Source organism: Candidatus Palauibacter scopulicola (genome assembly GCF_947581915.1).
Classification (GTDB): domain Bacteria; phylum Gemmatimonadota; class Gemmatimonadetes; order Palauibacterales; family Palauibacteraceae; genus Palauibacter; species Palauibacter scopulicola.
Genome location: NZ_CANPWG010000038.1, coordinates 128,655 through 155,103, shown reverse-complemented (window position 1 = coordinate 155,103; position 26,449 = coordinate 128,655). Strand labels below are relative to the sequence as shown.

The window sequence follows — 26,449 nt, the reverse complement described above, 5'->3', positions numbered from 1 at the left end:
CCCGCCAGTACTCGTACAGTGCGACCATCCAGTAGGGCGTGGTGTCCGCGTGGTAGTACGCGTACGGGTAGACGTCGAACCACGGGAGGCGCGCCGCCGCCTGGGAGATCTCGTGCGTGATCTTGCCGTCTTCGCGCTGGTATCTCGCGAGAAAGGCGAGTTCCTCCGCCACCAGCTCCCACTGGCCGAGCGCATCCATGGCGAAGCTCGTCTGCGCCGCGTCGCCGCCGAAGAACCAGCCGAACCCGGGACGGGTCCCGTTGCGCGACAGGCCCCAGCCGGCGACGAACCCGCACCCGAGGTCGGGACTGCAGACGCGCTGCTCCTCCAGGTTGATCTTCGCCCACTCCAGGGCGAGATCGAGCCGTGGATCCGGCGACTCGATGGAGACGGTGGAGGCGAGCACCGAGTCGGCCCACGCCCGTTTGGCGTCGTACAAAGAACGGGCTTCGGCGATCAGCCGGTCGTAGCTGGCGAAGACCTCCTCCCGGGGCGCAGTTCCCCCCACCACCGCGATCGGGATGAACTCCCGGCGCGCGCGTTCCGGGTCGACCGGGATCACCATGGTGCGCGGCGCCTCGCCCAGTTGATGCGCCGGGTGCTCCACGGAGTTCGCGGCCCACGGCGACCCGACGACGGCGTTCGTCTCCTGCAGGCTCTCCGACAGCACGAAGGCGCGCCGTTCCGCATCCCAGTAGGCGTACTGCCCCCCGAGCGAACCCGGCCACATGTAGTTCAGCACGGGCTCGAACTCGGCGATGATCTCGAGCGGTTCGGGGCTCTCCACCTCGAGCAGCACCAGGAGGCCGGGGAGGTCGGCGGGCGCAAGGATGTGCTGGCGCACCTGGAAGGCCGCGTGGCTGTAGGCGATCGTCGTGAGTTCAGGCCGCACGTGTACCGTGCGCGCGACGGCGCTACCCGCGATCGGCGCTCCGTAGGCCGGGGTCGAGAAGCCGAGCCGAAACCCGTTTCCGACCTTGACGGGGTGGACCCACAACTCCGCCTCTCCGGTCTCGAGGCCGAGCCACGCCGACCGGGGCCCGGTCACCCCCAGGTATTCGCCGGGACGCACGGGGCCCGTGAGTTCGATCGGCGACGATGCGATCTCGAAGCGCGGAACCCTGGCCGCGGTCTGGCCGGAACCGTTCGCCGGCAGACCGGCGGCCATCGCGGCCAGGAGCAGGAGGAGCGAGGCCCGCGGCGCAGAATTCAGAGTCATCGCCCGTATCCCTCACTTTCTCGAGATCCGTTCCCGGCCCACCGCCAACACACGAGTGTACACTAGTTGACGCGCCAGCGGGACCGAAACCAAGTTCGCCAGCATGGCTACCTACAGCGATGCGCTGCCGCCGTTTCCCGAAGGCTGGTACTTCATCGGAGACCGCGCCTCCATCGAGCGCGCGAAGCTCATCGAGAAGACGTGGATGGGCGAGGAAATCGTCGCCTGGGCCGACGACGAGGGCCGCATCTGCGTGGCGGACGCCTTCTGTCCCCACCTGGGCTCGCACATGGGACCGAGCACGGGCGGCCTGGTCCGCGATGGCTGCCTCGTCTGTCCCTTCCACGGGTTCGAGTTCGACACGACCGGCCAATGCGTGGCCACGCCCAATGCCCCGCCCCCGAAGGCCGCGAGGTTGAAGCTCTACGAGACCCGCGAGATCCTCGGCATGATCTTCGCCTGGTGGGGGAGCGGCGGCCGAGCCCCCCAGTGGCACCTGCCGGACGAACCACCCACCGGCGCCCAGTGGACCGGGCTCCGATCCTGCAAGCTGCGGTTTCGAGGCCATCCCCAGGAGACGACGGAAAACTCCGTGGACGTGGAGCACCTCGAGTACACACATGGCTACCACGACGTGGAGCCGACCGACTTTTCCGTCGACGGCGCCTACCTGAAGAGTTGTTTCGACTTCAAGGCGGTGCGCCGGATCCTGGGTCTGGTGGACATTCATTCCGAAGTCTCGGTCATCACGCACGTCCACGGACTCGGCTACTCCTTCGTCGAGATTCACGAGAAGTCGGTCGGCATAAGGTCGCGCATGTGGGTGCTTACGACGCCCGTCGACGGCGAATTCGTGGAGTTGACGATGGTCAATCAGGTGCGGGAGATCCGGAAACCGGGGCGGTTCATCTCGGGCCTGGGCTTCCTGCCCGTGCCGCTGCGCCACCGGGTGCTGAATTACTTCATCCTCCGCGAGGAGAGGCGGTTCGTCCTGCAGGACATCGTGATCTGGGACAGGAAGCGCTACCGGTCTCCCCCGCGGCTTTGCCGGACGGACGGCCCCATCGGGAAGTACCGCCGACACTGCCGACAGTTCTATCCGGACCCGGCGATGGCGCCTCGAAGCCCTGACCGCAGCGCCGACTAGGGCTTGCGCGCCAGGAAACAATACAGGGGCGTGAAGATGCCCGTCTTGCCGCCTGCGACGTAAGCCTCCGCGGTTCGGTCAAGGAGTCGAACCACCTCCGCCGAGCCCTTCGGAAAGAACCGCAGCACCTCGGCCAACTTCGACCCCGCGATGAACGCCTTGCGGCCCCAGGGGAGCCTGCGCACCGCGTTCCCCAACGTCCCGTGCCGACTCTCCATGGGTTGATACCAGGGCGTAGCGGGTCCTTCCCGGACCTCCCAGTCACTCCCCTCGATGACCTGGAATCCCGCCCCTTCGAGAGCGCGATTCACTTCTCCGAACGTGGCGATGTCGTGCAGCGCGATACCGCGCATGAGCTCCCGCTTGATGGTCCGGTGCCGGCCGTCCCGCGGATCGAACCGGTCCGTCAGGCACATTTCCTGGCCCCAGAACAGGGCGCCCGGCTTCAGTACGCGGAATACCTCCGCGAACGCGCGTTGCTTGTCCTGCGCATGGCACGTCGACTCGATCGCGTAACCCGCGTCGAAGGTGTCGTCCTCGATGGCGCTCATGTCCTCGAAGCTGCGCTTCCTGAAATCGGTCATGTGCTCCAGCCCCGCCTCGGCGTTCAGCTTCTTCGCCTCCCCCAGCTGGATCTCATTGATGTTGATGCCCACGACCCTGACACCCGCCTCGCGGACGACTCGGCGCATGGGGCCGCCGATTCCACACCCGACGTCGATCACCTCCATGCCCTGTTGCAGCTCCAACATGGAGATCATCGCCCGCTGGTGCCGGAGCTTGGACTCCTCCAGGCTTTCACTGGGCGTGAGGGGCGCGAAGTGCAGGGATTCGCCCCAGCCGTACACCATGAAGCCGTTGCACAGCTCGTAGTAGTCCCTGACCGTTTCCGCGTGGTCGTAGGTGCCCGCGCCCGCAGCCTCCGATGCCGCTCGATCAAGCCAGCCTTCGAGGTGCCGGACTCGACGCGCGACGCCCGATCCCGCGTGCGCAGCTCTCAGCGCTTTCGACAGTTTGCCGAGTCGCATTGTGGGGGGGCTCAGGCGGGCAGCTCCCGCCTCTGCTCGGCGATGCGGAACCTGACCTTCTTGCTCGGCTTCAGCGATGGAAGCGGATTGAAGCGGAGCTTCCGGGCGTATTTCGCCGGCGACACCTCGATCGTGAAATAGTGCGCCAGCATCAACAGGTTGGCCGCCAGGTGCATCTCCATCCAGCGGGTGCCGAGACATTTGTGCGTACCCAGCCCGTACGGGGCGAACCCGAGACTGTGATGCTCACGACGCGACGGCAGGAAGCGGTCGATGTCGAACCTGTGGGGTTCGGGAAAGATGTCGCTCATGTAATGCGTGGCGGTCATGGCGATGTGGACCCGTTCCCCCAGGGGCAACTCGTAGTTCTCGACCGTGCAGGTATTCATCACGTTCCGAACGGACATGGACACGATCGGGTACATGCGCATGCACTCCATGAGGAAGCGATGCGTCACGTCGATGTTGGCGGGGGTGAAATCCTCTTTTTCGGGGTCACCGTTGGCAAACAGCGCATCCGCTTCGGCGCGGATCCTCTCGTAGAGCGCCGGCTGCGATACCATGGCGTAGACTGCGAGGCTGAACGTGTCGCCGAGGTACACGCTGGCAATCAGAGCCGCGGAAAAAGCGAAGAGCAGGTTGGACTCCGGGAGAAACTGCGGGTCGCTGGCATGCAGGCTGAGATAGTCGTCCACCAGGTTCCGCGGGCTGTCCACGCGTTGGGCGGGAGTATGGACGCTCAAGATCCGCTTCATCAGCGTGTCCAGGACGGCCGCCCGACGCCTCATGCCCGGGGTATGCAGCGTGAACCTGGGCAGGATCCTGGCGATGTGCACGCTGAGGGCCCGCTCCTTGTAGACCATCAGGTCGTCCATGAGATCCTGCGTGTCGACGCCGATGAACAGCGGCGACAGCTGGGCGTTCACCATGGCCCGGCCCATGGACGTGGCGCGGTAGGAGTCCCCGACCGTCAGGGTCGACATGTACGCGCGCCCCCTGCCGTAGAGGTCGTCCAGCTGCCCTGCAAGTCTCGTGCGGGAATAGGCCGGCGACAGGAACTTGCGAAGCCGGAAGTGGTCGGCCCCGTCCAGAGCGGGCAGAACGCCGGCCGCGCCGTAGACCTTCTCGAAGTCGGCGAAGTAGTCCCTGGTCCTCAGGTACATGCGCCCGCGCTTTTGCATCCATTCATTCGTCTCGAGTCCGGCCAGGAAGATCATGCGCTTCGAGAAGGGCGGGCGGATCTGGAACACCGGGCCGTACTCCTCCGCGAGACTGCCGAAGAGCGCGTTCAGGTTGCCGTCGCGAACATGCGGGTTGCGCATCAGCCTGGTCAGCGGAACCGTCGGAATCTTCTTGGCGAGAGCAGTATGTCTCCGGATCGGACCGACGAGGTTCTCGGAGACCACAGCGGCGATGGACCGGCCGATCAGGTCCAACTGACAGATCCACTTGATGCGCTCCTCCGCCGCTTCATCGAGTTCGAAGATCAGGCGAAACACATCGCAGGTGTTGACGAGGCACACGATGACGGCGTCTCTCGGTTCGGGAACCTCGTCGGCGAAGATGACGTTGCCGATGCGCGCCTTGATGAACTGGTCAGTCGCGTCTTCCTCGAACATCCCGTACTGCTGCCGATGCATGACGGGGGGAGCCAGCGTCCAGAATTCGCCCTCGTGGTGTTGGAGGATCCCCCGTTCAACCAGGCGATCCAGGGTCAGGTCGACAACCGATTCGGCGCGGGGGGCGAGCCGTTCGACCCAGTACCGGGCCGTGTGTTGGACCGGTTCGTCCGCAATCTCCTTCAGGATGGGATCCAGGACGGGATCGCCCGTCTCGGCCCGGTCCACCACGTACAGGGATGTCAGGTCCGAGTCGAGCCGCGACCGGAAGGAGAGTTCCGCCAGCACCCCGCCGACCACGGCGCAGTTCAGCTGCCAGCCGGGGACCTGATGGAAGTAGCCTCCCTTCTCGTCGAGAAGCATCAGGATGAGTTCGTCGACGAGGCTCAGGGATTCGACCTTCAGACTCTGCACCGTCATTTGTCGGTTCTCGCCTCGCCGCGGTCGACGTGCACTATGCGGCGCTCGGAATCGAAGGACGCCGCGACGGCATCAAGCGCAGATGTAGAGTGCATAGCGCCGGAACCACCATCATAAGTATGGCCGTTATGAAGAGAATGCCGCAACCGAGCGAAGCGGCAAACGGTATCAGGAACTGGGCCTGGATCGCGCGCTCGAGGATCAGGGGCGTGAAGCCGAGGAACGTGGTCAGGGAAGTGAGCATGATCGGACGAAAACGCCCCTTTGCCCCCTCCATGATCGCGGTTCTCGGCGGGACGCCTTCCCGGAGTTTCTGATCGATGAAATCGATCATGACCAGGGAATCGTTCACCACCACGCCGCTCAGACCGAAGATCCCCATGAAGGAGACGGCGCTCAGGGCTACTCCCAGGATCCAGTGGCCCAGGATCACGCCGATGAACCCGAAGGGGATGACGGCCATGATGATGAACGGCTTGGTGTATGAACGGAGGGGGATGGCGAGGAGCGCGAAAATCAGGATCAGCGCGACCGCGAAACCGCGGTACAGCGCGTCGATGGACTCCAGCTGCTGCTGCTGCTCGCCCCCGAACGTGTATGTCAGGCCCGGGTACGCCGCGGCCAGGTCCGCGAGGATCGAACCGGCCAGGATCTCGTTGGCTTCGTCGCCGGAAATCACCGAGGCGTCCACATCGGCGGTGACGGTGACGACGCGCTGGCCATCCCTGCGCCGGAGGGCCGAGGGCGATACGCCCGGGATCAGCGACGCCACACTGACCATCGGCACCTCGTCCCCGCCCGGCGTCCGGAGCAGGTAGCCCTCGATATCGGTAATCGAGTTTCGCTCTTCGGCGGGCAGCCGGACGTAGACTCGTACCTCTTCCCGGCCGCGCTGCACCCGGACGGCTTCCGCGCCGAAGAACGCGGCCCTCGCCTGTCCCGCCAACTCCTGCACGGTGAGACCGAGCGTGCGCGCTTCGGGCCGCAACTCGAGCTGAACCTCCGGGATGCCCGGGGCGTGATCCGACCGTATGTCGTAGACGCCCCTCACGCTGCGGAGTCCGTCGACCACCGAGCCGGCGATCCCGGCGAGGCGCTCCGGGTCCGGGTGTGACAGTACGACCTCGACCGGGTTCCCCAGGGTGAAGATCTCGCCGCTGAAGGTGATGCCGCGGACGTAGGGCAGCACACCCACCTCCTCCCGCCACGCCTGCACGACGTCTCCGGTGGAGATCCGCCTCTGCTGCGCACCGAGGAGTTTGAACTCGATGGTGGCGATATTGGCCTGCGGATTGAGGGTGGGCTGCGGGTTGAGTCCGCCCTCGATTCTCGATCCCAGTCCGACGGTCACGGTGACACCGGTCAGCAGCGGCGGCGCGTCCGCGGGGCGGCTTCGAGAGAGTTGTTCGATGACCCGGTGGCCCGCGGCCTCCAGCTCCAGCGCGACTTCGTACGTTCGCGGAGCGGTGGCCCCATCGGGCATCTCCAACACGACCGTCACGATATCGCCCTCCACGTCGTCGGCCAGCGTGGTGGGGACGATTCCCGCGGGCAGCAGGGAAATGCTCAGCACGAGCAGTGCAACGGCCCCCGTCATCGTCACCCCGGGCCGGGCCGTGGCGAACCGCAGGGCCCGGTCCAGGGGCCCCTGGATGAACCGCTGCAGTTGGGCGTCGACACGACTCTGGAGTCGCGAGAAGAATCGGTCGAACGCGTTGGCCGGCACCCAGTCCGGACCGGGCAGGTGGGACAGGTGGTTCGGCAGAACGAACAGCGATTCCACCAGCGAAAACAGCAGCATGGCGATCATGATGATCGGCAGAGCCCGCCATACGTCACCGACGCCGCCGGGGATGAACAGCAAGGGGACGAAGGCCACCACCGAAGTGAGAACCGCGAACGTCAACGGCACCTTGATCCGCCGGACGCCCCGGATCGCGGCCGCGACCCCCGGGGTCCCCTGATTGCGTTCGTGTTGAATGTGCTCGGCCACAACGATGGCGTCGTCAACGACGATCCCAATGGCGAGGACAAAGGAGAAGAGGCTGATGGTGTTGATCGCCACGTCGAATGCCATCATGGCGGCGAGCGCGCCTACACCCGAAACGGCGAGGCCCACGGCGACCCACAGGGCGAGCCGAACCTGGAGAAAACAGGCTCAGTGCGACCAGCACCAGCAACAAACCCAGAAATCCGTTCTTCAGAAGAAGATCGGCGCGTTCCTCGTAGGCCTGGGATTCGTCGTTCCACAGGGTGATGCCCACGCCGTCCGGCAAGGCCGGGATCACCTCGTTCGCCAGGTGCTCGCGAACCGTCGTGGCCACATCCATCACCTGCTCGCCACCGGCCCGATAGACCTCGACGAATACGGCGGGCCGGTCCTGATGGCGGACGATCAGGTCTGCCTCCTGGAACCCGTCGCGGACCTCGGCAATGTCGCCGAGGCGCACGACCGTGCCGTCGCGGCCGCTGAGAAGGACGATCTCCTCGAAGTCCTGCTGGTCGTAGTTCTGCCCGAGGGTCCGCACCCGAACCTGGGATTCCCGCGTGTCGATGCTGCCGGCCGACAAGTCGAGCGAACTGCGGCGGATCGCCCCGGCAACGTCGGTGAGGGAGAGTCCCAGGGCTCTGAGGCGGTGAAGCGATACCTCGATGGAGATCTCGTAGTTCCGGACCCCGCTGACCTCGACCTGGGAGACGGAGGGTAGCGCGGCGAGGTCATCCTCGATCCGATGCGCCAGTTCCTTCAGCGAGCGCTCGGAGACGTCGCCGTGGACGATGAGCCGCATCATGCTGAAGCGGTTGTCCATCTCCTGGAAGCGCGGACGTTCGGCTCCGGCCGGGAAGGACTGGATGCGATTGACGGCAGATTCGATGTCGTCCAGGGCCCGATCCATGTCCGTACGGGAATCCATCTGGATCCGCACGGAGGCAATGCCCGGAGCCGCCAGGGACTTGACGGCCCTCACGTCATCGAGCCCGCTGACCTGGTCCTCGATCTTGACGACGATCGACTCCTCGATCTCCTCCGGCGTGGCGCCGGGATAGGCCATCGAGACTTCGATGTGGTAGAAGGGGGTGATGGGCCAGGCTTCCCGCTCGAGGCCGGTCAGGGCCACGAGTCCGGCCGCGACGATGCCCATCATCAGGAGATTGGCCGCGATGCCGTTGCTGGCCATGTAGGCGAGCGGGCCGGACCGCTCGCGGCGGTCGTCCGGCTCGGGACCCGCGTCGGGATTCATCGCGCCGGGTCGGTCTGGACGCGCATCCCTTCGGTGGCGAACTGAAGTCCACCGGTGACTACCGCCTGGCCGCCCCGCAGGGCGCCGGTGACGAACACCGCATCGTTGGCGCGTTGCAGCACCTGAACCGGAACGATGCTCACGACGCCGTCGCCGTCCACCGTCCAGACTTCGTTGCCGGGTTGCAGCGCAGCTCGCGGGATCCGGAAGTAGTCCTCCGGTGAGATTCCCTCGATCTCCACCTCCACGAACTTGCCGACCAGCAACGGAGGATCGCCCCCGACGGCGGCGGACGGGCCCGCCGGCGCGCTTGGGTCGAACGGGTCCGGCACGCGCACGATCACGTCGATGGTGCGTGTCTGCGCGTCAACGGAAGTCTCACCCCGATCCACGTAGCCCTCCCAGGCGTACGTGGCATCCCCGTAGTGGGCGACCACACGAGCCGCTACGTCCCGTGCCCCGTCCCCCGCCTCAAGCCCCCACAATCCGGGGACCAGGGCGGCGTCGGCGTCGGAGAGGGGAACGACGACCTCCACCGCCCCCGAAGCGAAGAGGCGTCCGACGGGCTGCCCGGGGTTCACGACCTGCCCCGCATCGACGGATTCCTCGCGCACGAAGCCATCGAACGGCGCGGTGACCCGGGTCCTGGAGAACGCGAGTTTCGCCTCCTCAAGCCGGGCCTGATCCCGGCTCAGCGCGGCGCTGGCCGCTTCCAGCTGAGGCTCCCTCAGCGTGAGCGGACTCGCCTCGGCCGGCGGAGGCCCCGTCTCGCGCCGCTCCACGTACAGTTCATACTGGGCGCTGGCGATCGTTGCCCGTTCCTGTTCCTCGAGGAAGGCGACGCGGCTGGCCGCGACGTTCGCTTCCGCTACCTGCACGCGGTAGGCGTAATCGGCTTCTTCGATGCGGAAGAGCGTCTCGCCCGCCTCCACGCGCCCTCCACTCTGGAATCGCGGACTCACCCGGACGACCTTGCCGCCCACCTGCGGTGCGACGTCGATCTCCTCGCTTGGCCGCACGGTGCCGGATCCGAACACGGGTATGGCACCCGATCCGGCCACAACGTTGGCCGTTTGCGCAAACGGGATCTGGGGGGGCGGTTCCTGGCTTCCCGGTTCGGGGGCCAGCGAGAGCATGAGTGCCACGACCGCAATCGTACCGACCGTGATCACGGCGATGATCCTGAGGCTGGATCCGAACAGCAGTCTGCGCAGCATTGTGCCTTACCCCATGGAGGTCGAGGGACGCCGGCCTGAGCATAGGAATGTACGGTTTATTCGGTCAACGGGATGGACTACCCCGGCGAACGGTCGCGGAGCACGCGCACGACGCGTCCTTGCGCATCGACGACCTGCACCGGACCCCTGAGAACATCGTCGCCCAGATCGACCACGCGGCCGGGTTCCTCGTCCGCGGCGCCGACGCCGGGGAGCAGGTACGGCTCCGCCAGGCTCGCGTCGACCACGTAACCCAGATCGGCCAGCGACCGGATCGTGATCGCGCTCAGGGTCTCCCGGACTCCGATCCTGTTGAGCGGCCTCATGAGTTCCCCGCGCAGCACGGCGCCCCGCCAATGGAGGTTCGCGCTCCCGGCTCCGCCGAGGTTCTCGACCGGGACCTTCGCCCCGCCGGTGTACTCCGTGCCGCCCGCCGCGTCGAAGGCGGCGACGGCCTCGGGACCGACGAAGTGCGCGTCGATCGCCCCCACGCCGAGGGCAGGATCCCGGAGTAGACCGAGCGGGCGCCACAGCAGGCCGAATCCGAGCGCGTGCGCGATCTCGTGAACGGCGAGTTCGGTCGCGTCGCCGGAGTCGATGAGGCCGCCGAAGTCCGACACGTCGAAGAACGCCACGCTCGCGAACGGCAGCATCGACCCTTCGCGCAGGCGGCACACGCCGGCCTGGGCGAGCGTGCGGCCCGGACCGTCGATGTCCCGAAACTCGACGAGGATCATCAGGTCATCGACGCTCCCCACCGGTTCCGCCGTGTGCGCGCCGTAACATTCGATGCGGTCATCGACCGGCACCTCCGGCAGCTCCGTATCCGCCAGCACCGACATCCAGAGTTCCGCCGCCGCGAGGACTACCGCCCGCCGCGGCTCGGTAGCCGTACTGTCGAAGCGGACCTCGATGTCGAACCTGTTCGGTACGGTGACCTCGAAGCGGAGGGCGGCGGCCCGGCCCTGGGGATCGCGTGCCGTGATCGCCACCGTGGCCATCCCGTGCGCCAGGGCGACCAGCCGCACCGTGCCGCCCGACACCTCCGCCGCGACCACCCCGGGGGCCGAAGACCGGACCTCGTAGGAAAGCACATCCCCGTCCGCGTCGCTGAAGAGGCCCGACACCTCCACCAGCGCGGACTCACCCCGGGGAAGTTCCAGGTCGGGAAGCACGCCGATGGCCCTCGGCGCGTGCGTCAGAGGAAGGTCCGTGCTCCCGTCCCCGCACGCCGCCGCCCAGGCGGCAACCAGCACCACGAACGCCCTGAAACCGGGCCTTCCGGAAACCGTCCGGCGCAGCCGAGCGCCCGAACTATCCCGCCCGCACGCGTGGCTGGCCCGAACGTCCTCCACTCTCAAGCGCTTTCAACATCGGTCATTCATCCTCCCGTTGGCTCAAGCGAAGGTAACAAGATTGCGGAGGGGCGTTCGGACGAGCATACAAGCATCTTGTCATGCAAGCTGTCATGTAAGTGGTCGTGGCTGTTGCCATAAACTGCGTATCTAGTTATAATATGGTATCTTATCGTGTCAAACAAGATGTCAAATAAGAAGTCACATGAGGTGTCATGACCTATGGATTGGCGAGAGTTCAGCTTCGAATATCACCTTGACGGACGGCACCTGCAGAGCCTCCTGGTAGAAATCGAGGCAAGCAAGAAGGCGGTAGAGAATCTTCTGCTGCCGCCGGACTGGAAGGACCAACTCGACCGACTGAACCGCATCAGAACCATTCGCGGTACGACTGCCCTCGAGGGAAACCCGCTGTCGGAGGCTCAGGTGCGTGAACTGCTGGAACGCGATACGCGTGCCGATTCGACAACAAAGGAAGCCCTTCAGGTCGAGAATGCGAACGCCGCCCAAGACTGGGTTCGCGAGAGATTCGGGCCCGGTAAGCCGCCGCTAAGCGTTGCGGATATCCTCCACATGCATAGGCTGATGACGCGGGGGTCCGACGAGGTCAACAACGTTCCCGGCCGCTTGCGAGCACACGGCGTGCAGGTCGGTACGCCGGCACTGGGGGGAGTTCACCTGGGGGCGCCTCACGAGAACCTCTCGAATCTGCTCGACGGCTTCGTGGCTTTCGTTAATCCTCGGCGCGTGCGGGATGAACATCCGGTGGTCAGAGCGCTGCTTGCCCATTTCTTCCTGGCGACCATCCATCCGTTCGGAGACGGCAACGGACGTGTGTCGAGACTGGTCGAGGCAGCCATCCTCTTCGAAGGAGGATACAACGTCCATGGTTTCTACGGGCTCTCGAACTACTTCTACCGCAACGGGGACCTCTACAAGAGGCGCCTGCAGGAATGCCGCAGGGAGCAACCGGTCAGCGTGGATCCCTTCGTGGAGTTCGGGCTTCAGGGGTTTGACGCCGAGTTGAAGGGGATCAACTCCTTCATTAAGTCGAAGCTGAATCGCTTGGTCTATCGTTCGACGCTGACTTGGGCGCTCGGAGAACGAATCAGCAAACGTCGCCGTCTCATCAACGAGCGGGAGCATGGTCTTCTGGTTTTTCTCCTTGAGGAAACCGAGCCGATCGACCCGTTCTCGGAAGACCCCTCCAGACGAGTGTTGCTCCGCGAGCTGGTGGATTCACCCTTCGTCCGCACGGTGTATCGCGTCGTTACTCCCAGGACTTTCGTTCGAGAACTCACGCGCCTTGCGGAACTTGGCTTCATCGTCTTCGAGCAGGATTCGGTCGCAGGTGAATCTGTCGTTGGTCTCGACTTCGGAGCGATCGGCAGATACGGCCCCACCGGACAGCTCGAGCCACACCTTCGCTAGGAACTCCCTATTCGCCGACGGCGTGCAGCACGACCGTTCGCCGGTGGGGGCGGCGGCGGTGCTCGAAGAGGAAGATCCCCTGCCAGGTACCCAGTGCCGGCGCTCCGTCGAGCACCGGGATGGCCAAGTGCGTCTGGGTCAGGGCCGACCGGATGTGGGCCGGCATGTCATCCGGCCCCTCCATCGTGTGCCGGTAGCGGGGGTCGCCCTCCGGAACGAGGCGGGCGAAGAAGTTCGAGAGGTCGTGGAGGACGTCCGGATCCGCGTTCTCCTGGATCGTCAGAGACGCCGACGTGTGGCGGATGTAGACGGTGAGCATGCCCGTCTCGATCTCAAGGGTGGCGACCCACTCGAGAATCGGGCCGGTGATCTCGTACAGACCCTTCCCCCGCGTCTCGACCCCGAGTTGTCGGACGAACTGCTTCATTCCGGCGGGATGCGCTCGCCGCTCGAACGCAGCGGGGCTTGCGCCATGGGCTGTCAGGCGACGTCCTCGCGCGCGGCCCCGGCGGCGTGGGCGCGCAGGGCTCTCCACACGCGTTGCGGCGTGAAGGGGAGCGCATCGAGGCGGACGCCGACCGCGTCGTGGATCGCGTTCGCGATCGCCGGGAGCGACGGGTGCAGCGGCCCCTCGCCCGCCTCCTTGGCGCCGTACGGGCCTTCCGGATCCACTGACTCGACGATGAGCGCCTCGAACTCCGGGCAGTCCATGGAGGTGGGGATCCGGTAGTCGAGGAGCGACGGCGACGTATGCAGGCCGCCCTCCACCTCTCCTTCGCGGAAGAGTTGCTCCTCGAAGATCGCCTCAGCGAAGCCCATGTAGGCGGAGCCCTCGATCTGGCCTTCGACGAGCACCGGGTTGAGCGCGCGGCCGCAGTCGTGCGCCACCCAGATGTTCTTCACGCCGACGACGCCCGTGTCCTCCTCGACCTCGACTTCGGCCACGTGCGCGGTGAACGAGTAGGCGGGCGAGGATCCGATCGTGCCGCCGCGGTACTCGCCGTGGACATCCTTCGGCGTGTCGTAGGAGCCGACGGCGCCGAGCAGTCCGAACTTCGTCTCGGCGACGTTGAACGCCTCGGAGATCGGGATCCGGCGGCCGGCGTCTTCGGGAGCCTCCGCGTCGAAAGCCCAGCCGCGGGCCAGACGGACCCGCGGCGCCGGCACGCCCCACTGCTCCCCGACGGCTTCCTCGACCTGCGCGCGCAGCGTACGGCAGGCCTCGACGCAGGCGTTCCCCACCATGACGGTCTCGCGCGAGGAGTAGGCGCCCAGGTCCACCGGCGTGAGGTCCGTGTCGGCGGAGAAGACGCGCACGTATTCGAGCGGGACGCCGAGTTCCTCGCACGCGATGTAGGCCATCGTGGAGTCGGACCCCTGCCCGATCTCCGAGGCGCCGTGCAGGATCGCGACCCGGCCGGAGCGCTCGATCTGCACCTGCACCGCCGCCTGGGGCATCGCGTTCGGGTAGATCGGGTAGTTCGTGCCGGAGATGTACGAGGAGGCCGCCATCCCGAGACCGCGACCCCTCGGCAGCCGCCGGTGGCGCTTCTTCCAGTCGCTGGCGCGTTCCACCGCCTCGAGGCACTCCAGGAAGCCGTTGGATTGGACCTTGAACTCGTTCACCGTCCGACCCGTGCCCATGAAGTTGCGGCGGCGGAGTTCGAACGGGTCGAGGCCGAGCTTCTCGGCCATCTTGTCCAGCGAGATCTCGTACGCGAAGCGCGGCTGTACCGAGCCGTGGCCGCGCTTGGGGCCGCACGGGGCCACGTTCGTGTAGACCCGGGTCGAGTCGAAGCGGTAGGACTCGATGTGGCAGGGCGAGGTGAGGAGCTGCCCCGAGTAGTACGTCGTCACGAGACCGAACGAGGCGTAGGCGCCCCCGTCCAGCGTCGTGTGCGCGTCGAGCGCCCGGAGCTTCCCGTCGCGCGAGGCGCCGAGCCGATACTTCATGTGCATGGGGTGGCGGCCGCGGTGCGAGTAGAAAAGCTCCTCGCGCGTGTAGAGGATCTTCACCGGACGGCCCGTGCGCATCGCGAGGAGCGCCACGCAGAACTCGAGATCGAACGGCTCGGACTTGCCGCCGAAGGCCCCGCCGACGGCCGGCTGTACGACCCGCACCTTCGCCACGTCGTGGTCGAGCACCCGCGCGAGTTCGCGCTGCAGGTAGTGCGGGACCTGCGTCGAGGACCACACCTCGAGGGCGCCATCCGGGTTGAGGCGGGAGATCGCGCAGTGCGGCTCGATCGGCGTGTGCGTCGTCCCGTGGAAGAAGTACTCCCCCTCGATCGTGACGTCCGCTTCCGCCATCCGCGCGTCCACGTCCCCGAACTCGAGGTGGACGTGCTTGAGGACGTTGCCGTTCGCCCCCGGCTTGCGCGGCGCGTGGATGGGCTCCGCGGCGGCCTCGGGCGTCAGCGACTCCTCGGGCGAGAGATAGACGGGAAGCGGCTCGTACTCGACGTGGATGCGCCCGAGCGCCGCGTTCGCCGTGTCCTCGTCGACCGCGGCCACGGCAGCCACCGCATCTCCGATGAAGCGCACCTTGTCGAAGCAGAGGGCGTGCTCGTCGCGCGTCCAGGGGATGATCCCGTACGGCGTCGGCAGGTCCCGTCCGGTGATGACGCCGTACACGCCGTCGAGGGCCTCGGCTTCGGACGTGTCGATGGAGACGATCCGCGCGTGCGCCTCGGTGGAGCGGAGGATCTTCCCGTGCAGCATGCCCGGCAGGACGATGTCGTCCGTGTAGATCTCGCGGCCGGTCGACTTGCGCAGCCCCTCGACCCGGCGCGCGCGGCGGCCCAGCGCCGTGAACTCGGCGTCGGCGAGCCCGGGGAGCCGATCCGGATCCTCCGCGGCGGCCTGCTGTGCGGGCGTCAGTTCGTTCGGGTGCATGCGTCCAATCTACGTTCGACCCGCAGACCGGGCATGAGCCGTGGACGGGGCTTCCGGCTCACGGCTCGCGTTCCGGGGCCCTTCCCATGGCGCGCAGGAGGTCCCAGTAGTCGATCCACGCCGCGGATCGCATGGAGAGGGCGCTGAGCCGGGCGCCCCGGAAGGCGTTCGCCGCGTCGAGCAACTCCAGGAGCGACATTTCGTCCTCACCGTAGGCCGCCATCGCGGAGGCGAGCAGCGCCTCGGCATCCGCCGACAAGCCATCGGCCGCTGTTTCGAGACGGGCGCGGCTGGAGGCGTAGCGGTCCGAGGTCGTCAGGAGATCGTTCTCCGCCAGCCGTCTCCGGAGGTCGAGACGATGGGCGGCCGCGGCGCTGCGGGCGTCGGATGCCTGCCGGGTTCCCGCTCCCCGGTCGAACAGCGGTAACGGAAGGTCGAGACCGAGGCTGAGTCCCTCGAATCCGCCCTCCTGCCGGCGATATCCCAGGCTGACGGTCGGGTCGGGCATCCAACGGGACCTCGCGACGGCGAGTTCGGCTTGCGCGGCGTCCAGATCTCGGCCCGCGGCCTCCAGGTCCGGCCGCTCGAGCAACGCGCCCAGCGCGTCATCTCGAGTCACCAGGGGCGGCAACCCTTCAAGCCCCGTGGACGGTCCGACCTCCTCGATTCCCGTGCCGGGAAAGGTCAGCGCCGCGAGGCGCCGGCGCGCGTCACGGGCGCGGAGTTCGGCCTCCGCCACATCCTGTTCGGCCCGCACTCGTGCCAGTCGTAACCGCCTCGTTTCGTAGGCGGAGATGTCCCCCTCCTCCAGGCGGATTTCCGCGTCCTCCGCCACCTCCCGGATCACCGCCGCGGCCTGCCGCGCCGTGCGTTCCGCCGCTTCCGCGAACCACGCGAGCGCCCAGGCCTCGCGAACGTCGAAGGCGAGCCGCATCGAGTCGCCGCGGAAACGGGCGGCGCTCGCTTCGATCGTGTGGGTGGCCGCCCGGTGACGGGCCGCGGTTCGACCCGGCCACTCCAGGGGTTGAGAGAGGAGCAGATTCTCCTCCCAGTACTCGTCGCCGTTGCGGTCGAGGTCGTCGCGCCTGACCGAAAGCGACGGGTTGAACCAGACACGAGATTGGCGCGCGATTCCGGCGACTTCGGCGGCCTCGGAGCGCGCGATCCTGAGCGCGAGGCTGTTCTCCGCGAACGCCTCCAGGGCCCGCGCGAGCGAGACCCGGCGCACAGCTTCCTGACCGACGGCAGCTTGCGGGAGAAGGAGAAGGGCGCAGAGCGCCGGAAGCGTGCGGTAGCGGATGTTCAAATCCTCGTTGCGATGGCCCGATGCGGTCCAAATGGGCTCTCGACGCGGCCGGCGCCTCGACCGGCGGCGCACCCGGATCTCACGGCCAACCTCACCAACCTCCGCGCCGCGTTGCAAGTGCGGGCCCGCGTGACGAGTGACGCCGCCCGACATTTGGCCGTCAGACTATCGTGCCGCCGCAACCGAAGCCGGTCAGCGGCCAGGTCTTCCGCGGAGAAACTCGTTTACGGACGTACTTCGGAGGCGCCATGAATCAACGGGGCGAATGCTCGCGGCAGCGGTCCCGCTGCGTCGTCGCGGCGCAAACGGGTGGGGCGACGCTGCGAACCGGCCTCCTGTTCGGCGCGCTGCCGTTCGCGACGGGTGCCGCCGGGCTGGCGGGACAGGAGACGGAGGACTGCGGCGCTGATGTTCCCCTGGGGGTCGCGGTCCTGGATGAGTCCGGCTCGATCCCGATTCCATTCGCGACCGTGCGTCTGACGTCGGAAGACGAGGGGGCGTTGGACGGGCCGCTGCGGGGTCAGGCCGGGGCCGATGGTCGACTCGTCCTCTGCGTCCCCGTCGGCGTCGGGCGCGCTACGCTGTGGGCGGAGTTCGGCGACGCCGCCAGCGACGAGACGGAGGTCCCGCTCCAGCCTGGGGCGGTGCAGGACGTGGTCCTCCGACTTCGCGTCGCTTCAGTGGAGAATGGGCGTCTGCTGGGCACCGTGACGGACGCCCTCAGCGACGCTCCGGTGAGCGCGGCCGCCGTGTCCCTCAGGGGCCGTCCCCAGGCGGTTCAGACGAACCGGCAGGGCGGATTCATCCTCAGCGACGTGCCGGTGGGGGTGTACGAACTGTCCGTGCGGCATCTCGGGTATGCTCCGCTGCGACACATGGTCAACGTGGCCCGCGGAGCCACCACGGACATCCAGATCGGTCTGGTCCCCGCTCCGCTCGAGATGGAACCGCTCGTGGCGACGGCGGTGCGCCTGCGCCGGCTGGAGATCAAGGGCTTCTACGAGCGGAAGCGCTGGGGCGAACTGCTCGGCCTCGGCACCTTCTACACCGCGGCCGATATCGAGCGCCGCCACCCTGGGGTCATATCCGACATGGTCATGGAGGAAGCGTCGATCCGACGCTATTGTCGTGTGGGTTCGCGCACCTGCAGGCTGTACTCGACGCGGCTGGCCAGCGGTTCCGGTTCGCGTTGCCACATGCAGATTTACCTCGATGGCGTTCACATCAGCAGCCTCGGCGAGGCTGACCTGTGGGTGTCGCCCGTCGAAATCGGAGGCGTCGAGGTGTACAAGGGTCCGGCATCGCTGCCGGCCGAGTTCGGCGGATCCAGTTCCCGGTGCGGCGTGGTCGCGATCTGGACGAAGTAGGCCCGCGGGCGGGGGTCAGCGGCCTGCGGCCTCCCGCAGCATCGCGTCCAGTGTCGCGCGGTCGAGCCATTCGCCGCGCCTCGCGACGCCGGCGATGCGGCGCGTGTTGCCGATCGCTTCCAGCGGATTGCCCTCCAGCAGCACGAGGTCGGCGGGGCTCCCGTCGACCACCATGCCGGCGCCCCCCTCCCGTCCGAGGAAGCGGGCCGGGTTGACCGTGGCGCTCCGCAGCGCCTCGTACGGTGACAGACCCGCCGCGACGAGTTCCTCCAGTTCGCGATGGAGGGCGAAGCCGAGGGGCGGCGTATCCGTGCCGGCCATCACGGGAGCGCCGGCGGCCACGAGGGCGCGGATGAGGGAATCCGCCACCGCGAAACCATCCAGCGCGGCCTCGAAGTCATCCGGCGAGAAGTTGCTCATCCAGGGGATCGACATGCGCTCGGTGTAGAAGCGGCGCATGGCGGCGGTCATGTGCGACGCCTCCTCCGTGGCGAGGTACGCATCGAGGAGGCGGTCCGGCTTGTGAATCATGCGGACCGAGAGCGTGGGCACGTTCCACGAGCCGGCCCGGCGGGTCCGCTCGGCGAGCGCTCCGATCCGCGCGGGATCTCCGTGAGCCCAGGCGAGCGTGCGCGACCGCAAATCAGGGCCGGGCTGGGCCGGCGCCTCCTCGGGCACGAGGTGCCAGATGTACCCGCGCAGGTGTTCGATGCTGGCCTGGCCCGCCGCGAGGACGCCATCGAGTCCCACCTCGAAGGGCACGTGTCCCGCCACCGGGATCCCGAGCCCGCGCGCCTCGGCGACGACGCCCCGGTAGGCCGCCGCGGGCACGTTGTTGTACACCTTGATGAAGTCGTACCCGGCGGCATGCTGCTCCCGCACAGTGCGGGCGCCGTCGAGGCTGTCGTGGACGATCGCGCGTCCCGCCGTGTCGATGACGGCGGCGAACCCCGGCGGCGGCAACCCCTCGATGATCGGCCCCGCCGTGTGGATGTCCGGGCCGGCCAGTGCGCCGCTCCGGACGCGGTCGCGAAAGTCGAGCGTGTGCGGCCCGCCCGACAGGATGCGCACGCCGGTGACTCCGGTGGCCAGGAACCGCCCGAGCGCCGACTCCTCCCCGAAGTGGACGTGCATGTCGTGGAGGCCCGGGATGAGGAAGCGGCCGCGGCCGTCGACCCGCTCGGCGCCGTCCGGGACCTCCGCTTCGGCCGACGGACTCACGGCGAGCACGCGGCCGTCGCCGATGAGCACCGTCACGCCGGCGAGCACGCGCTCGCCATCCATCGGAAGGACCGAGACCTCCTCGATGGCCAGAGTGGCCCGGGCAGCGGGCGGCGGGCCGGCGCCCGCATTGCCCAGCACGTCCCGCAGCAGCCACCAGGCTCCGACGGCGAGGATCGCGGCGGGGATGACGAAGCGGAGCCAGTAGTAGAGCCAGAGCGTGGGCACCCGCCGCCCGCGGGGCCCATCCTCGCCCGCCGCCAGTTGCCGCAGCACTTCGGAGCGGTCCAGCGCCCACCCCACGGCGACAACCGAGAGCAGCGCGCCGAGCGTCTGGAAACCCGATCCGAAGGTCAGATCCCAGGGCGTGAACACGTTCATGTTGATCATCGGGGGCAGCGCAAACGCGAACACGACCACGGTCGTCAGCGTGACGGCGCGCGAGCGCCCGATCCCGGTGTTGTCGGTGACCCCGGCCACCAGCACCTCCAGCGCCGCCACGTCCGACAGGTAGGCGCCCCCGAACAGCGCCAGGAAGAAGAGCGTCCCGAACACGGCCCCGGCCGGGATCTGCCCGAACACGTCGGGCAGCGTGACGAAGAGGAGACCGGGACCGCTCGCCGGTTCGAGCCCGAAGGCGAACACGGCGGGGAAGATGGCGAGCCCCGCCAGGAGTCCGGCGCACAGGTCGCCGCCCGCGGTGAAGACGGCGTTGCCGCGCAGAGGGTCGCCGCGGTTCAGGTAGGAGCCGTACACGACCATGAACGTGCCGCCCAGCGAGAGGCTGAAGATCGCCTGGCCCAGCGCCCCCAGCATGACGGGCGGCGTGAGCGCGCCGGGATCGAAGGCGCCGAGGTACCAGCGGAGGCCCTCGCCCGCGCCGGGCAGCGTGAGCGAGCGGATGATGAGGATGAGGAGGCCGCCGAGGAGCGCCGGCACGATGAAGCGGCTCGCCTTCTCGATCCCGCCCCGGAGGCCGCGCCGCAGCACCGCGGCGCAGGTGAGGAGCACCGCGCCGGTGCAGACGCACTGCAGGAGGAAGGAGCGCAGCGAAAACCCCTCGTCCGGGGGCAGGATCGCGGCGGCGGCGATCTCGATCCCGACGCCGGAGAGCAGCCCGGCCAGGGCGTGGTACAGTACCCAGCCGAGCGCGTTCGAGTAGTAGCCGGTGGCCGCGGTGACGCCGACGAAGAAGATCCAGCCGAGGGCGCGGCCGAAGGGGAGACCGGCCGACTCGAACGCGCCGACCGGGCCGCGGCGGGTGTGCCGGCCCAGCGTCCATTCCGCCATGAGCGCGGGAACGCCGATCAGCACCACGGCGAGGACGTAGAAGGCCACGAAGGGAGCCCCGCCGAACTCGCCGACCATGTACGGGAAGCGCCACACGTTCCCGAGACCGACGGCGACGCCGATCATCGTGGCCACGAGCCCGAAGCGTGAGCCGAACGTCTCTCGGCTGTCTCGTTCCATCGCCGGCCCTCGGTGTCGAGAGTAGCTTGGCGGGTCGCATGTGGCCGCCGGCGCCCGGCGCCCCGGTGCACTCGCCCCTCGCTGACGGGCGAAACCTTGGGGCAGGGGCCGGCCGAGAGAAAGGGACGCCAGCGTGAAAGCTCCCTGGTTCCGCCGCTATCTGCTGCCGGGGCTCGTCTTCCAGTCGGCCGTCATCGCCGGCGGATACGGCACCGGGCGGGAGAACGTCGAGTTCTTCCTCTCGATCGGCCCCACGCCCGGCCTGTGGGCGATGGCGCTCTCGACCGCGATCTGGAGCGCGGTGTGCGCGGTCACGTTCGAACTCGCGCGGCAGTCCCGCAGCTACGAGTACCGCACCTTCTTCAAGCGGCTGCTCGGGCCGTCCTGGGCCCTGTTCGAGGTCACGTACGTGCTGCTGACGCTGCTCGTGCTGGCCGTCATCGGGGCGGCGGCGGGCTCGATCGCGGACGAGACCTTCGGACTCCCCTACTGGCTGGGCGTGATCGTGGCCCTGGGCGCGGTCGCGCTGCTCCTCTTCTACGGCAGCGCCGCGATCGAGCGCTTCTTCGCCGGCTGGTCGTTCGCCCTCTATGCCGTGTTCGTGGCGCTCGTCGTGTGGTCGCTGGTGCGCTTCGGGTCCACGCTGGGCCCGAGCTTCGCCGCCAGCAGCCTCGACGGCGACTGGCTCGTGAAGGGGGTCCAGTACGGCGGCTACAACCTCTCCGCCGCCGCCGTGGCCCTGTTCACCGTGCGCCACATCCGGACCCGGAACCAGGCCGTGTGGGCCGGACTGCTGGCCGGCGTCATCGGGATGCTGCCGGCGTTCTTCTTCTACCTCGCGATGGTGCCGCACTACCCCGCGATCGTCGACGCGACCGTTCCCTCGAACTTCATCCTCGAGACGCTCGGGTCGAGGACGTTCCAGATCGCCTACCAGGTCATCCTCTTCGGCACCCTGATCGAGACCGGGACGGGGATGATCCACGCGGTGAACGAGCGGCTCGCCGTCACGCGGCGCGAGCGGGGGGCCGGGATGCCGAGCTGGGCGCGGCCGGCGGTCGCGGCGGTCTTCCTCGGGGTCGCGCTCTCCCTCACTCCTCTCGGCCTCATCGACCTCATCCGCCAGGGATACGGGACGATCACGTGGGGGTTCATCGTCTACTACGTCCTGCCCGTCCTCACCGTCGGCGCGTGGCTCGCGTTCCGTAAGCGGCGAGAAGCGGGAACCGCCGGGACAACCGAAGGGAGCGAGGGGACGTGAACACGCGCGCCATTCTCATCGGCCTCGTGCTCGGGCTGGGGCTCGGCGTCGCGGCCTCCGCCACCGGATCTCCCGCGCTCCTGCGGGCGGCCGAGGCCGTCGCGCCGCTCGGACAGGTCTTCCTGCGCGCGATCCAGATGGTCGTGATTCCGCTCGTGGCCGCGGTCGTGTTCGTCGGCGTGGCGCGGATCGGAAACCTCCGCAAGCTGGGGCGGATCGGCGGCCTCTCGGTCGGCTTCTTCTGGGTCACGACGCTGCCGGCGATCCTCATCGGGATGGGCGTGATGGGTTTCGCGCTCACCTTCACGGCGCCGGTGCCGCCCCCGACGCCGACGACGGAACTGAACACGGCGAACCCGGGCGTGATCGACTTCCTCGTGAACCTCGTGCCCAGGAACCCGGTACAGGCGGCGGCGGATGGGTCGCTGCTCTCGATCCTCATCTTCACCGTCCTTCTCGCGGCGGCCACAACGACGCTGCCGCGGGAGAAGCGGGAGACGCTCACGGGATTCGCGGAGTCGCTCGGCGACGCGCTTATCAAGCTCATGAACTGGGTCCTGTGGACGGCGCCCGTTGGCGTGTTCGGCCTCGCGGCGCCGGTGGTCGCGCGCACGGGGCTGGCGCTGCTCCAGAACCTCGCCGTCTTCATCCTCGCGGTCGTCGTGGGCCTCTTCATCCTCAAGGGTCTCATCCTGCTGCCGATGGTCCGCTTCGTGGGCGGCATGCCGGCGGGGCGCTTCATCCGCGGCACGGTGGGGACGTACACCGTGGGCTTCTCCACGACGACGTCGGTGGGCACGCTGCCGATGATGCTGCAGGAGGCGGAGAAGCTGGGGCTCCGGCAGGACCGCTACCGGCTGATCCTCCCACTGGCGGCCTCGATCAACCGGCCGGGGAGCGCCCTCTTCCAGAGCGCGTCGCTCGTCTTCCTCGCGGCCATGTACGGGGTGCCGCTCGACGCGGGACTGATCGCCGCGGCGGTCCTCGCGATCTTCCTCGCCGCCATGACGGTGGCACCGGTGCCGAGCGCGAGCATCGTGTCGATGGTGCCGGCGCTCGATGTCGTGGGCGTGCCGCTGGCCGGACTCGGGATCCTGCTCGGGATCGACCGCGTGCCCGACGTCTTCCGCTCGGCGACGAACGTCATCGGCCACATGGCCGCCGCCACGACCGTCGATGCGATGACGCAGAACGATAACGATGACGATGAAGAGATGGACGAAGGGACGGAGGACGGATGACGAGACTCCCCGCCGCGGGTCCGCTGCCGCGGCCCCGGGATCCGGAGGAGGGACGCGAGACGCTGCGCGCGGAGGCGATCCCGGCGGCCGACATCCAGCGCGTCCGGCTGCGGGCGCTGGAGTTCACCTCGCTGTGCCCCAAGACGGGACAGCCGGACTTCGGACGGGTGACGATCGACTACGAGCCGCGCGACCGCTGCCTGGAGTCGAAGGCGCTCAAGTTCTACCTGTGGTCGTTCCGGGACGAGGGGGAGTTCTGCGAGACGCTCGCGGCCCGGATCGCCGACGACGTGGTCTACGCCGTGGCGCCGCGCCGGGTGCGCGTCGAGGTGGAGCAGAACGTGCGCGGCGGCATCGAGATCGTCGCGACCGCCGAGCGCGGGGAGGCGGCCGCCGACTGAAGTTTCCGCCCTCTCCGCGAGTGCGGGCGCGGGCGCACGTCAGCCGGGGGGCTCAGCGCGCGTGCCGGATGGCGCGGCCGGGGCGGGCGCCGGTCGGCTCCCCGGCGGACCAGGTCTCGATGCCGCCGAGCCACACGCTCTCCACGCCCTCCGCCTGCCGGGTCCCGTTGTCGAACGTCGACCGGTCCACCACGCGCTCCGGGTCGAAGATCACGAGGTCGGCCCGGGCTCCGGCGCGCAGCACGCCCCGGTCGTCCAGCCCCAGCCGCCGCGCCGGCAGCGAGGTCGCGCGCCGCACCGCACGCTCCAGCGTCAGGATGCCGCGCTCCCGCACGTAGTGGCCCAGCACGCGCGGGAAGGTCCCCGCCCCGCGCGGGTGCGCGCTCCGCACCCCGCCGTCGCTCGCCGTCATCACCCACTCCGAGGCCATGAACGTATCGACGTCCTCCTCGTTCATCGTGTGGCCGATGAGCCCCGAGCCCCCGTTCTCCATGATCCAAATGTAGGCTTCGACGTCCGTCATCCCCCGGCGCCGGGCGATCTCGTCCAGCCTCAGTCCGTTCAGTTCGGGTTCGGACCAGAAGGCGACGATCTGCAGCCGGTTCCCGCCGCCCGCCGCGGCGATCCCCTTCGCCACGGAGTCCGGGTTCGTGAACATCCTCGAACGGACCACGATCGCGAGCCCGGATTGCCAGGCCTGGTACGGGTACTGGTCCGCCGTCACGTCCAGTCCCTCCTCGTTCGCCCGCCGGATCCGCTCCAGCACGTCGGGCGCCCGTCCCCACACGGAGGCGTTCCCCGCCTTGATGTGCGACATCTGCACGGGGAGGCCCGCCTCGCGCCCGATGCGGATGGCCTCGTCGACGGCTTCGAGGAGCCCCTCTTCCTCGTCGCGCATGTGGGTCATATAGAAGCCGCCGTGGTCCGCCGCGGCCCGCGCGAGGGCGATGAGTTCGCCCGTCGTGGAGTAGAAGCCGGGGTCGTACTCGAGGCCGCTCGAGAGGCCGAACGCACCTTCCGCCATCCCGCGCTCGACGCGAACCGTCATGTCCGCGATCTCGGCGTCGGTCGCCGTGCGCCGGAAATCCTCATCCAGCACGAGACTGCGCACGGTCCCGTGCCCGACGAGCGTCGCGACATCCACCGTGGGCCGGAGTTCATCGATGCGCCCGAGGTAGTCCGCGACCGGCCACGGCGAGGAGCCGTCGGCCCCGACCACGATCGTCGTGATCCCCTGCGCGAGCTGGGTCGTGGCCAGCGGGAAGTCGAACAGGCGGTTCGTGGAGTGGTTGTGGATGTCGATGAAGCCCGGGGCGAGGACGAGACCCGTGAGGTCGCGCCGTTCCGCGTCGGGCGGAGCCTCGATGGAACCCGGGGCGCCGAGCGCCGCGATGGCCCCCCCCTCGATGAGCAGGTCCCCGACATATCCGGGCGCACCCGTCCCGTCGACGAGCGTCGCGTTCGTGAACAGGACGGTGGCCGGCTCTTCCGCCGCGCCCATGGCCGCCTGCGCGGCGACCCGTTCCGGAGCGCCGGCGCCGACTGCGATCGTCAGGATCGGCGCCGCCAGGAGGCGGAGGCCGCGGCCGCCTTGGCGTGCGCGTTTCGTTCGTTCGGACATATCGCGTACCTTCGTGTTTCCGTGACGATCAACCCGTGAAGCTGACCCGGGCGCGGTCCCCCATGATTGGACCAGCTCGGACGTCGGCAGGTTCCAATAGAGGTACAACTAGAGGTACAACTGATGAAAAGATACGCACGTCTTCCGCTTTCGTCCGCCACCCTGCTCCTGGCGCTGGCGCCTGCGACGCTGGCGGGCCAGACCGAGGGCCAGGCCGCGGACGCGCCGCTCAGCATCGGCGTCATCGATCTGGACGCCGCCGCGTTCGGCTCGCCCGCGGGACAGGCGCTCGCCCAGCAGCTCACCGACTTCCAGCAGGAACTCGCCGCGGAGCTACAGGCGCGCCAGGACGCGGTGCGCGCCGTCGAGCTACGCGTGGCCGAGGCGGACAGCCTGACCGTGGACGAACGCCGGGTGCTCGAACGCGAGTATCAGGACGCCCTCACGGCCTTCCAGCGCTACCAGCAGGACAAGCAGGAGGAAGCGGCCGCGCTGCAGACCGACGGGCGCGAGCGGATCCGAGCGGAACTCGCGCCGGTGATCGAGGCGATCCAGGCGGAACTCGGGTACGACCTGATCCTGAACGCGACGAGCCCCATCATCATCCTGTTCAGCGAACGCGTCGACATCACCCCCCTCGTCATCGACCGCCTCGCTGCGGAGGATCCCGGCGGCGCGTAGGAAACGCGCGTTGATACGCCGGTGACGCAAACCCCTACCCTTTGATCGGTACAGCCCGCGGGCCTACCGTAACAAGGGAGGGGGGACCGCGATGAAGAAGCCGGCTGCGGACACGTTGTACATCATTCTCTCGATCCTGGGAATCGGGGTTGCGCTCTGGGCATTCACCGTGCCCGAGATCCGTGCGATCCACGACGAGCAGCAGGAAGTTCGGAAGGACATCTCCGCCCTCGGCGAGCGCATCGCCCGCATCGAAGGCCTCCTCGAAGGCTACACCGCCCGCTCGAGAGAGGCGGGCTGAGCAAGC

At 68.2% G+C, this 26,449-nt stretch carries 19 protein-coding genes and 1 pseudogene; 8 read left to right on the top strand and 12 right to left on the bottom strand.

What is annotated here, in order from left to right; translation table 11 throughout:
• A pseudogene (locus tag RN743_RS07415) lies at positions 1-1,219 on the bottom strand (hypothetical protein); the annotation flags it as partial.
• 103 nt (positions 1,220-1,322) lie between these two features.
• On the opposite strand from RN743_RS07415, the gene RN743_RS07410 reads away from it, so the two are divergent.
• Positions 1,323-2,366 carry a Rieske 2Fe-2S domain-containing protein gene (locus RN743_RS07410; protein WP_310778254.1) on the top strand — a complete coding sequence of 348 codons (1,044 nt, stop codon included), beginning with the start codon at positions 1,323-1,325 and terminating at the stop codon, positions 2,364-2,366.
• Here RN743_RS07410 and RN743_RS07405 read toward each other — a convergent pair.
• The 6 genes from RN743_RS07405 to RN743_RS07380 all read right to left on the bottom strand — a co-directional run bounded on the left by RN743_RS07405 (position 2,363) and on the right by RN743_RS07380 (position 11,148).
• On the bottom strand, positions 2,363-3,394 hold the full coding sequence (locus tag RN743_RS07405) for a methyltransferase domain-containing protein (RefSeq protein WP_310778251.1): 1,032 nt from the start codon (positions 3,392-3,394) through the stop codon (positions 2,363-2,365). The two genes, RN743_RS07410 and RN743_RS07405, sit on opposite strands and share 4 nt — an antisense overlap.
• An 11-nt stretch (positions 3,395-3,405) precedes the next feature.
• Positions 3,406-5,433, bottom strand: a complete 2,028-nt coding sequence (locus RN743_RS07400; protein WP_310778248.1) for a cytochrome P450 — start codon at positions 5,431-5,433, stop codon at positions 3,406-3,408.
• 34 nt (positions 5,434-5,467) lie between these two features.
• Positions 5,468-7,552: an efflux RND transporter permease subunit gene (locus RN743_RS07395; RefSeq protein WP_310778246.1), complete on the bottom strand. Its 2,085-nt coding sequence runs from the start codon at positions 7,550-7,552 to the stop codon at positions 5,468-5,470.
• Complete coding sequence (locus RN743_RS07390; protein ID WP_310778243.1) at positions 7,440-8,675, bottom strand: efflux RND transporter permease subunit; 1,236 nt, start codon at positions 8,673-8,675, stop codon at positions 7,440-7,442. The genes RN743_RS07395 and RN743_RS07390 overlap by 113 nt, the downstream gene beginning before the upstream one ends.
• Entirely contained in the window at positions 8,672-9,892 is a 1,221-nt protein-coding gene (locus RN743_RS07385; RefSeq protein WP_310778240.1) for an efflux RND transporter periplasmic adaptor subunit, read from the bottom strand. Before RN743_RS07385 ends, RN743_RS07390 begins: the two co-directional genes overlap by 4 nt.
• 77 nt (positions 9,893-9,969) lie before the next feature.
• Entirely contained in the window at positions 9,970-11,148 is a 1,179-nt protein-coding gene (locus RN743_RS07380; protein WP_310778236.1) for a leishmanolysin-related zinc metalloendopeptidase, read from the bottom strand.
• Between the two features lie 321 nt (positions 11,149-11,469).
• Between RN743_RS07380 and RN743_RS07375 the strand changes: the two genes are divergently transcribed.
• Positions 11,470-12,678 (top strand): Fic family protein, encoded by a 1,209-nt coding sequence (locus RN743_RS07375; protein WP_310778233.1) that lies wholly within the window; start codon positions 11,470-11,472, stop codon positions 12,676-12,678.
• A 7-nt stretch (positions 12,679-12,685) separates the two neighbouring features.
• Here the strand turns inward: RN743_RS07375 and RN743_RS07370 are convergent, their stop codons facing one another.
• Genes RN743_RS07370 through RN743_RS07360 form a run of 3 tightly spaced genes read right to left on the bottom strand, consistent with a single transcriptional unit; the run spans position 12,686 to position 16,879 of the window.
• Entirely contained in the window at positions 12,686-13,105 is a 420-nt protein-coding gene (locus RN743_RS07370) for a secondary thiamine-phosphate synthase enzyme YjbQ (protein WP_310778230.1), read from the bottom strand.
• A gap of 53 nt (positions 13,106-13,158) precedes the next feature.
• A complete protein-coding gene (locus RN743_RS07365) occupies positions 13,159-15,573 on the bottom strand; it encodes a molybdopterin cofactor-binding domain-containing protein (protein WP_310778227.1) in 2,415 nt (804 codons plus the stop codon).
• Positions 15,574-15,631: 58 nt separating this feature from the next.
• On the bottom strand, positions 15,632-16,879 hold the full coding sequence (locus RN743_RS07360; protein ID WP_310778224.1) for a TolC family protein: 1,248 nt from the start codon (positions 16,877-16,879) through the stop codon (positions 15,632-15,634).
• A gap of 248 nt (positions 16,880-17,127) precedes the next feature.
• Here RN743_RS07360 and RN743_RS07355 point away from each other — a divergent pair, with 248 nt between their 5' ends.
• A complete protein-coding gene (locus tag RN743_RS07355; protein ID WP_310778221.1) occupies positions 17,128-18,246 on the top strand; it encodes a carboxypeptidase regulatory-like domain-containing protein in 1,119 nt (372 codons plus the stop codon).
• A 15-nt stretch (positions 18,247-18,261) separates the two neighbouring features.
• Here the strand turns inward: RN743_RS07355 and RN743_RS07350 are convergent, their stop codons facing one another.
• Complete coding sequence (locus tag RN743_RS07350; protein WP_310778218.1) at positions 18,262-20,937, bottom strand: sodium-dependent transporter; 2,676 nt, start codon at positions 20,935-20,937, stop codon at positions 18,262-18,264.
• 133 nt (positions 20,938-21,070) lie between these two features.
• On the opposite strand from RN743_RS07350, the gene RN743_RS07345 reads away from it, so the two are divergent.
• From RN743_RS07345 to queF, 3 genes are read left to right on the top strand one after another with little or no spacing between them, the layout of a single operon-like run.
• The gene (locus RN743_RS07345; protein WP_310778215.1) at positions 21,071-22,198 is read left to right on the top strand and encodes a hypothetical protein; all 1,128 of its coding nucleotides are present in this window, start codon (positions 21,071-21,073) and stop codon (positions 22,196-22,198) included.
• On the top strand, positions 22,195-23,439 hold the full coding sequence (locus RN743_RS07340; protein WP_310778212.1) for a dicarboxylate/amino acid:cation symporter: 1,245 nt from the start codon (positions 22,195-22,197) through the stop codon (positions 23,437-23,439). The genes RN743_RS07345 and RN743_RS07340 overlap by 4 nt, the downstream gene beginning before the upstream one ends.
• Positions 23,436-23,840, top strand: a complete 405-nt coding sequence (queF, locus tag RN743_RS07335; RefSeq protein WP_310778209.1) for a preQ(1) synthase — start codon at positions 23,436-23,438, stop codon at positions 23,838-23,840. Before RN743_RS07340 ends, queF begins: the two co-directional genes overlap by 4 nt.
• Positions 23,841-23,892: 52 nt before the next feature.
• Here the strand turns inward: queF and RN743_RS07330 are convergent, their stop codons facing one another.
• A complete protein-coding gene (locus RN743_RS07330) occupies positions 23,893-25,461 on the bottom strand; it encodes a D-aminoacylase (RefSeq protein WP_310778206.1) in 1,569 nt (522 codons plus the stop codon).
• A 123-nt stretch (positions 25,462-25,584) separates the two neighbouring features.
• Between RN743_RS07330 and RN743_RS07325 the strand changes: the two genes are divergently transcribed.
• On the top strand, positions 25,585-26,142 hold the full coding sequence (locus tag RN743_RS07325) for an OmpH family outer membrane protein (RefSeq protein WP_310778203.1): 558 nt from the start codon (positions 25,585-25,587) through the stop codon (positions 26,140-26,142).
• 91 nt (positions 26,143-26,233) lie between these two features.
• The gene (locus RN743_RS07320; RefSeq protein ID WP_310778201.1) at positions 26,234-26,443 is read left to right on the top strand and encodes a hypothetical protein; all 210 of its coding nucleotides are present in this window, start codon (positions 26,234-26,236) and stop codon (positions 26,441-26,443) included.
• Positions 26,444-26,449 lie beyond the last annotated feature (6 nt).

Excerpts from the sequence above, each read along its gene's own strand:
- RN743_RS07410 (WP_310778254.1), top strand. The coding sequence starts at position 1,323 with ATGGCTACCTACAGCGATGCGCTGCCGCCGTTTCCCGAAGGCTGGTAC.
- RN743_RS07405 (WP_310778251.1), bottom strand. The coding sequence starts at position 3,394 with ATGCGACTCGGCAAACTGTCGAAAGCGCTGAGAGCTGCGCACGCGGGA.
- RN743_RS07400 (WP_310778248.1), bottom strand. The coding sequence starts at position 5,433 with ATGACGGTGCAGAGTCTGAAGGTCGAATCCCTGAGCCTCGTCGACGAA.
- RN743_RS07390 (WP_310778243.1), bottom strand. The coding sequence starts at position 8,675 with ATGAATCCCGACGCGGGTCCCGAGCCGGACGACCGCCGCGAGCGGTCC.
- RN743_RS07385 (WP_310778240.1), bottom strand. The coding sequence starts at position 9,892 with ATGCTGCGCAGACTGCTGTTCGGATCCAGCCTCAGGATCATCGCCGTG.
- RN743_RS07375 (WP_310778233.1), top strand. The coding sequence starts at position 11,470 with ATGGATTGGCGAGAGTTCAGCTTCGAATATCACCTTGACGGACGGCAC.
- RN743_RS07370 (WP_310778230.1), bottom strand. The coding sequence starts at position 13,105 with ATGAAGCAGTTCGTCCGACAACTCGGGGTCGAGACGCGGGGGAAGGGT.
- RN743_RS07365 (WP_310778227.1), bottom strand. The coding sequence starts at position 15,573 with ATGCACCCGAACGAACTGACGCCCGCACAGCAGGCCGCCGCGGAGGAT.
- RN743_RS07355 (WP_310778221.1), top strand. The coding sequence starts at position 17,128 with ATGAATCAACGGGGCGAATGCTCGCGGCAGCGGTCCCGCTGCGTCGTC.
- RN743_RS07350 (WP_310778218.1), bottom strand. The coding sequence starts at position 20,937 with ATGGAACGAGACAGCCGAGAGACGTTCGGCTCACGCTTCGGGCTCGTG.
- queF (WP_310778209.1), top strand. The coding sequence starts at position 23,436 with ATGACGAGACTCCCCGCCGCGGGTCCGCTGCCGCGGCCCCGGGATCCG.
- RN743_RS07330 (WP_310778206.1), bottom strand. The coding sequence starts at position 25,461 with ATGTCCGAACGAACGAAACGCGCACGCCAAGGCGGCCGCGGCCTCCGC.
- RN743_RS07325 (WP_310778203.1), top strand. The coding sequence starts at position 25,585 with ATGAAAAGATACGCACGTCTTCCGCTTTCGTCCGCCACCCTGCTCCTG.
- RN743_RS07320 (WP_310778201.1), top strand. The coding sequence starts at position 26,234 with ATGAAGAAGCCGGCTGCGGACACGTTGTACATCATTCTCTCGATCCTG.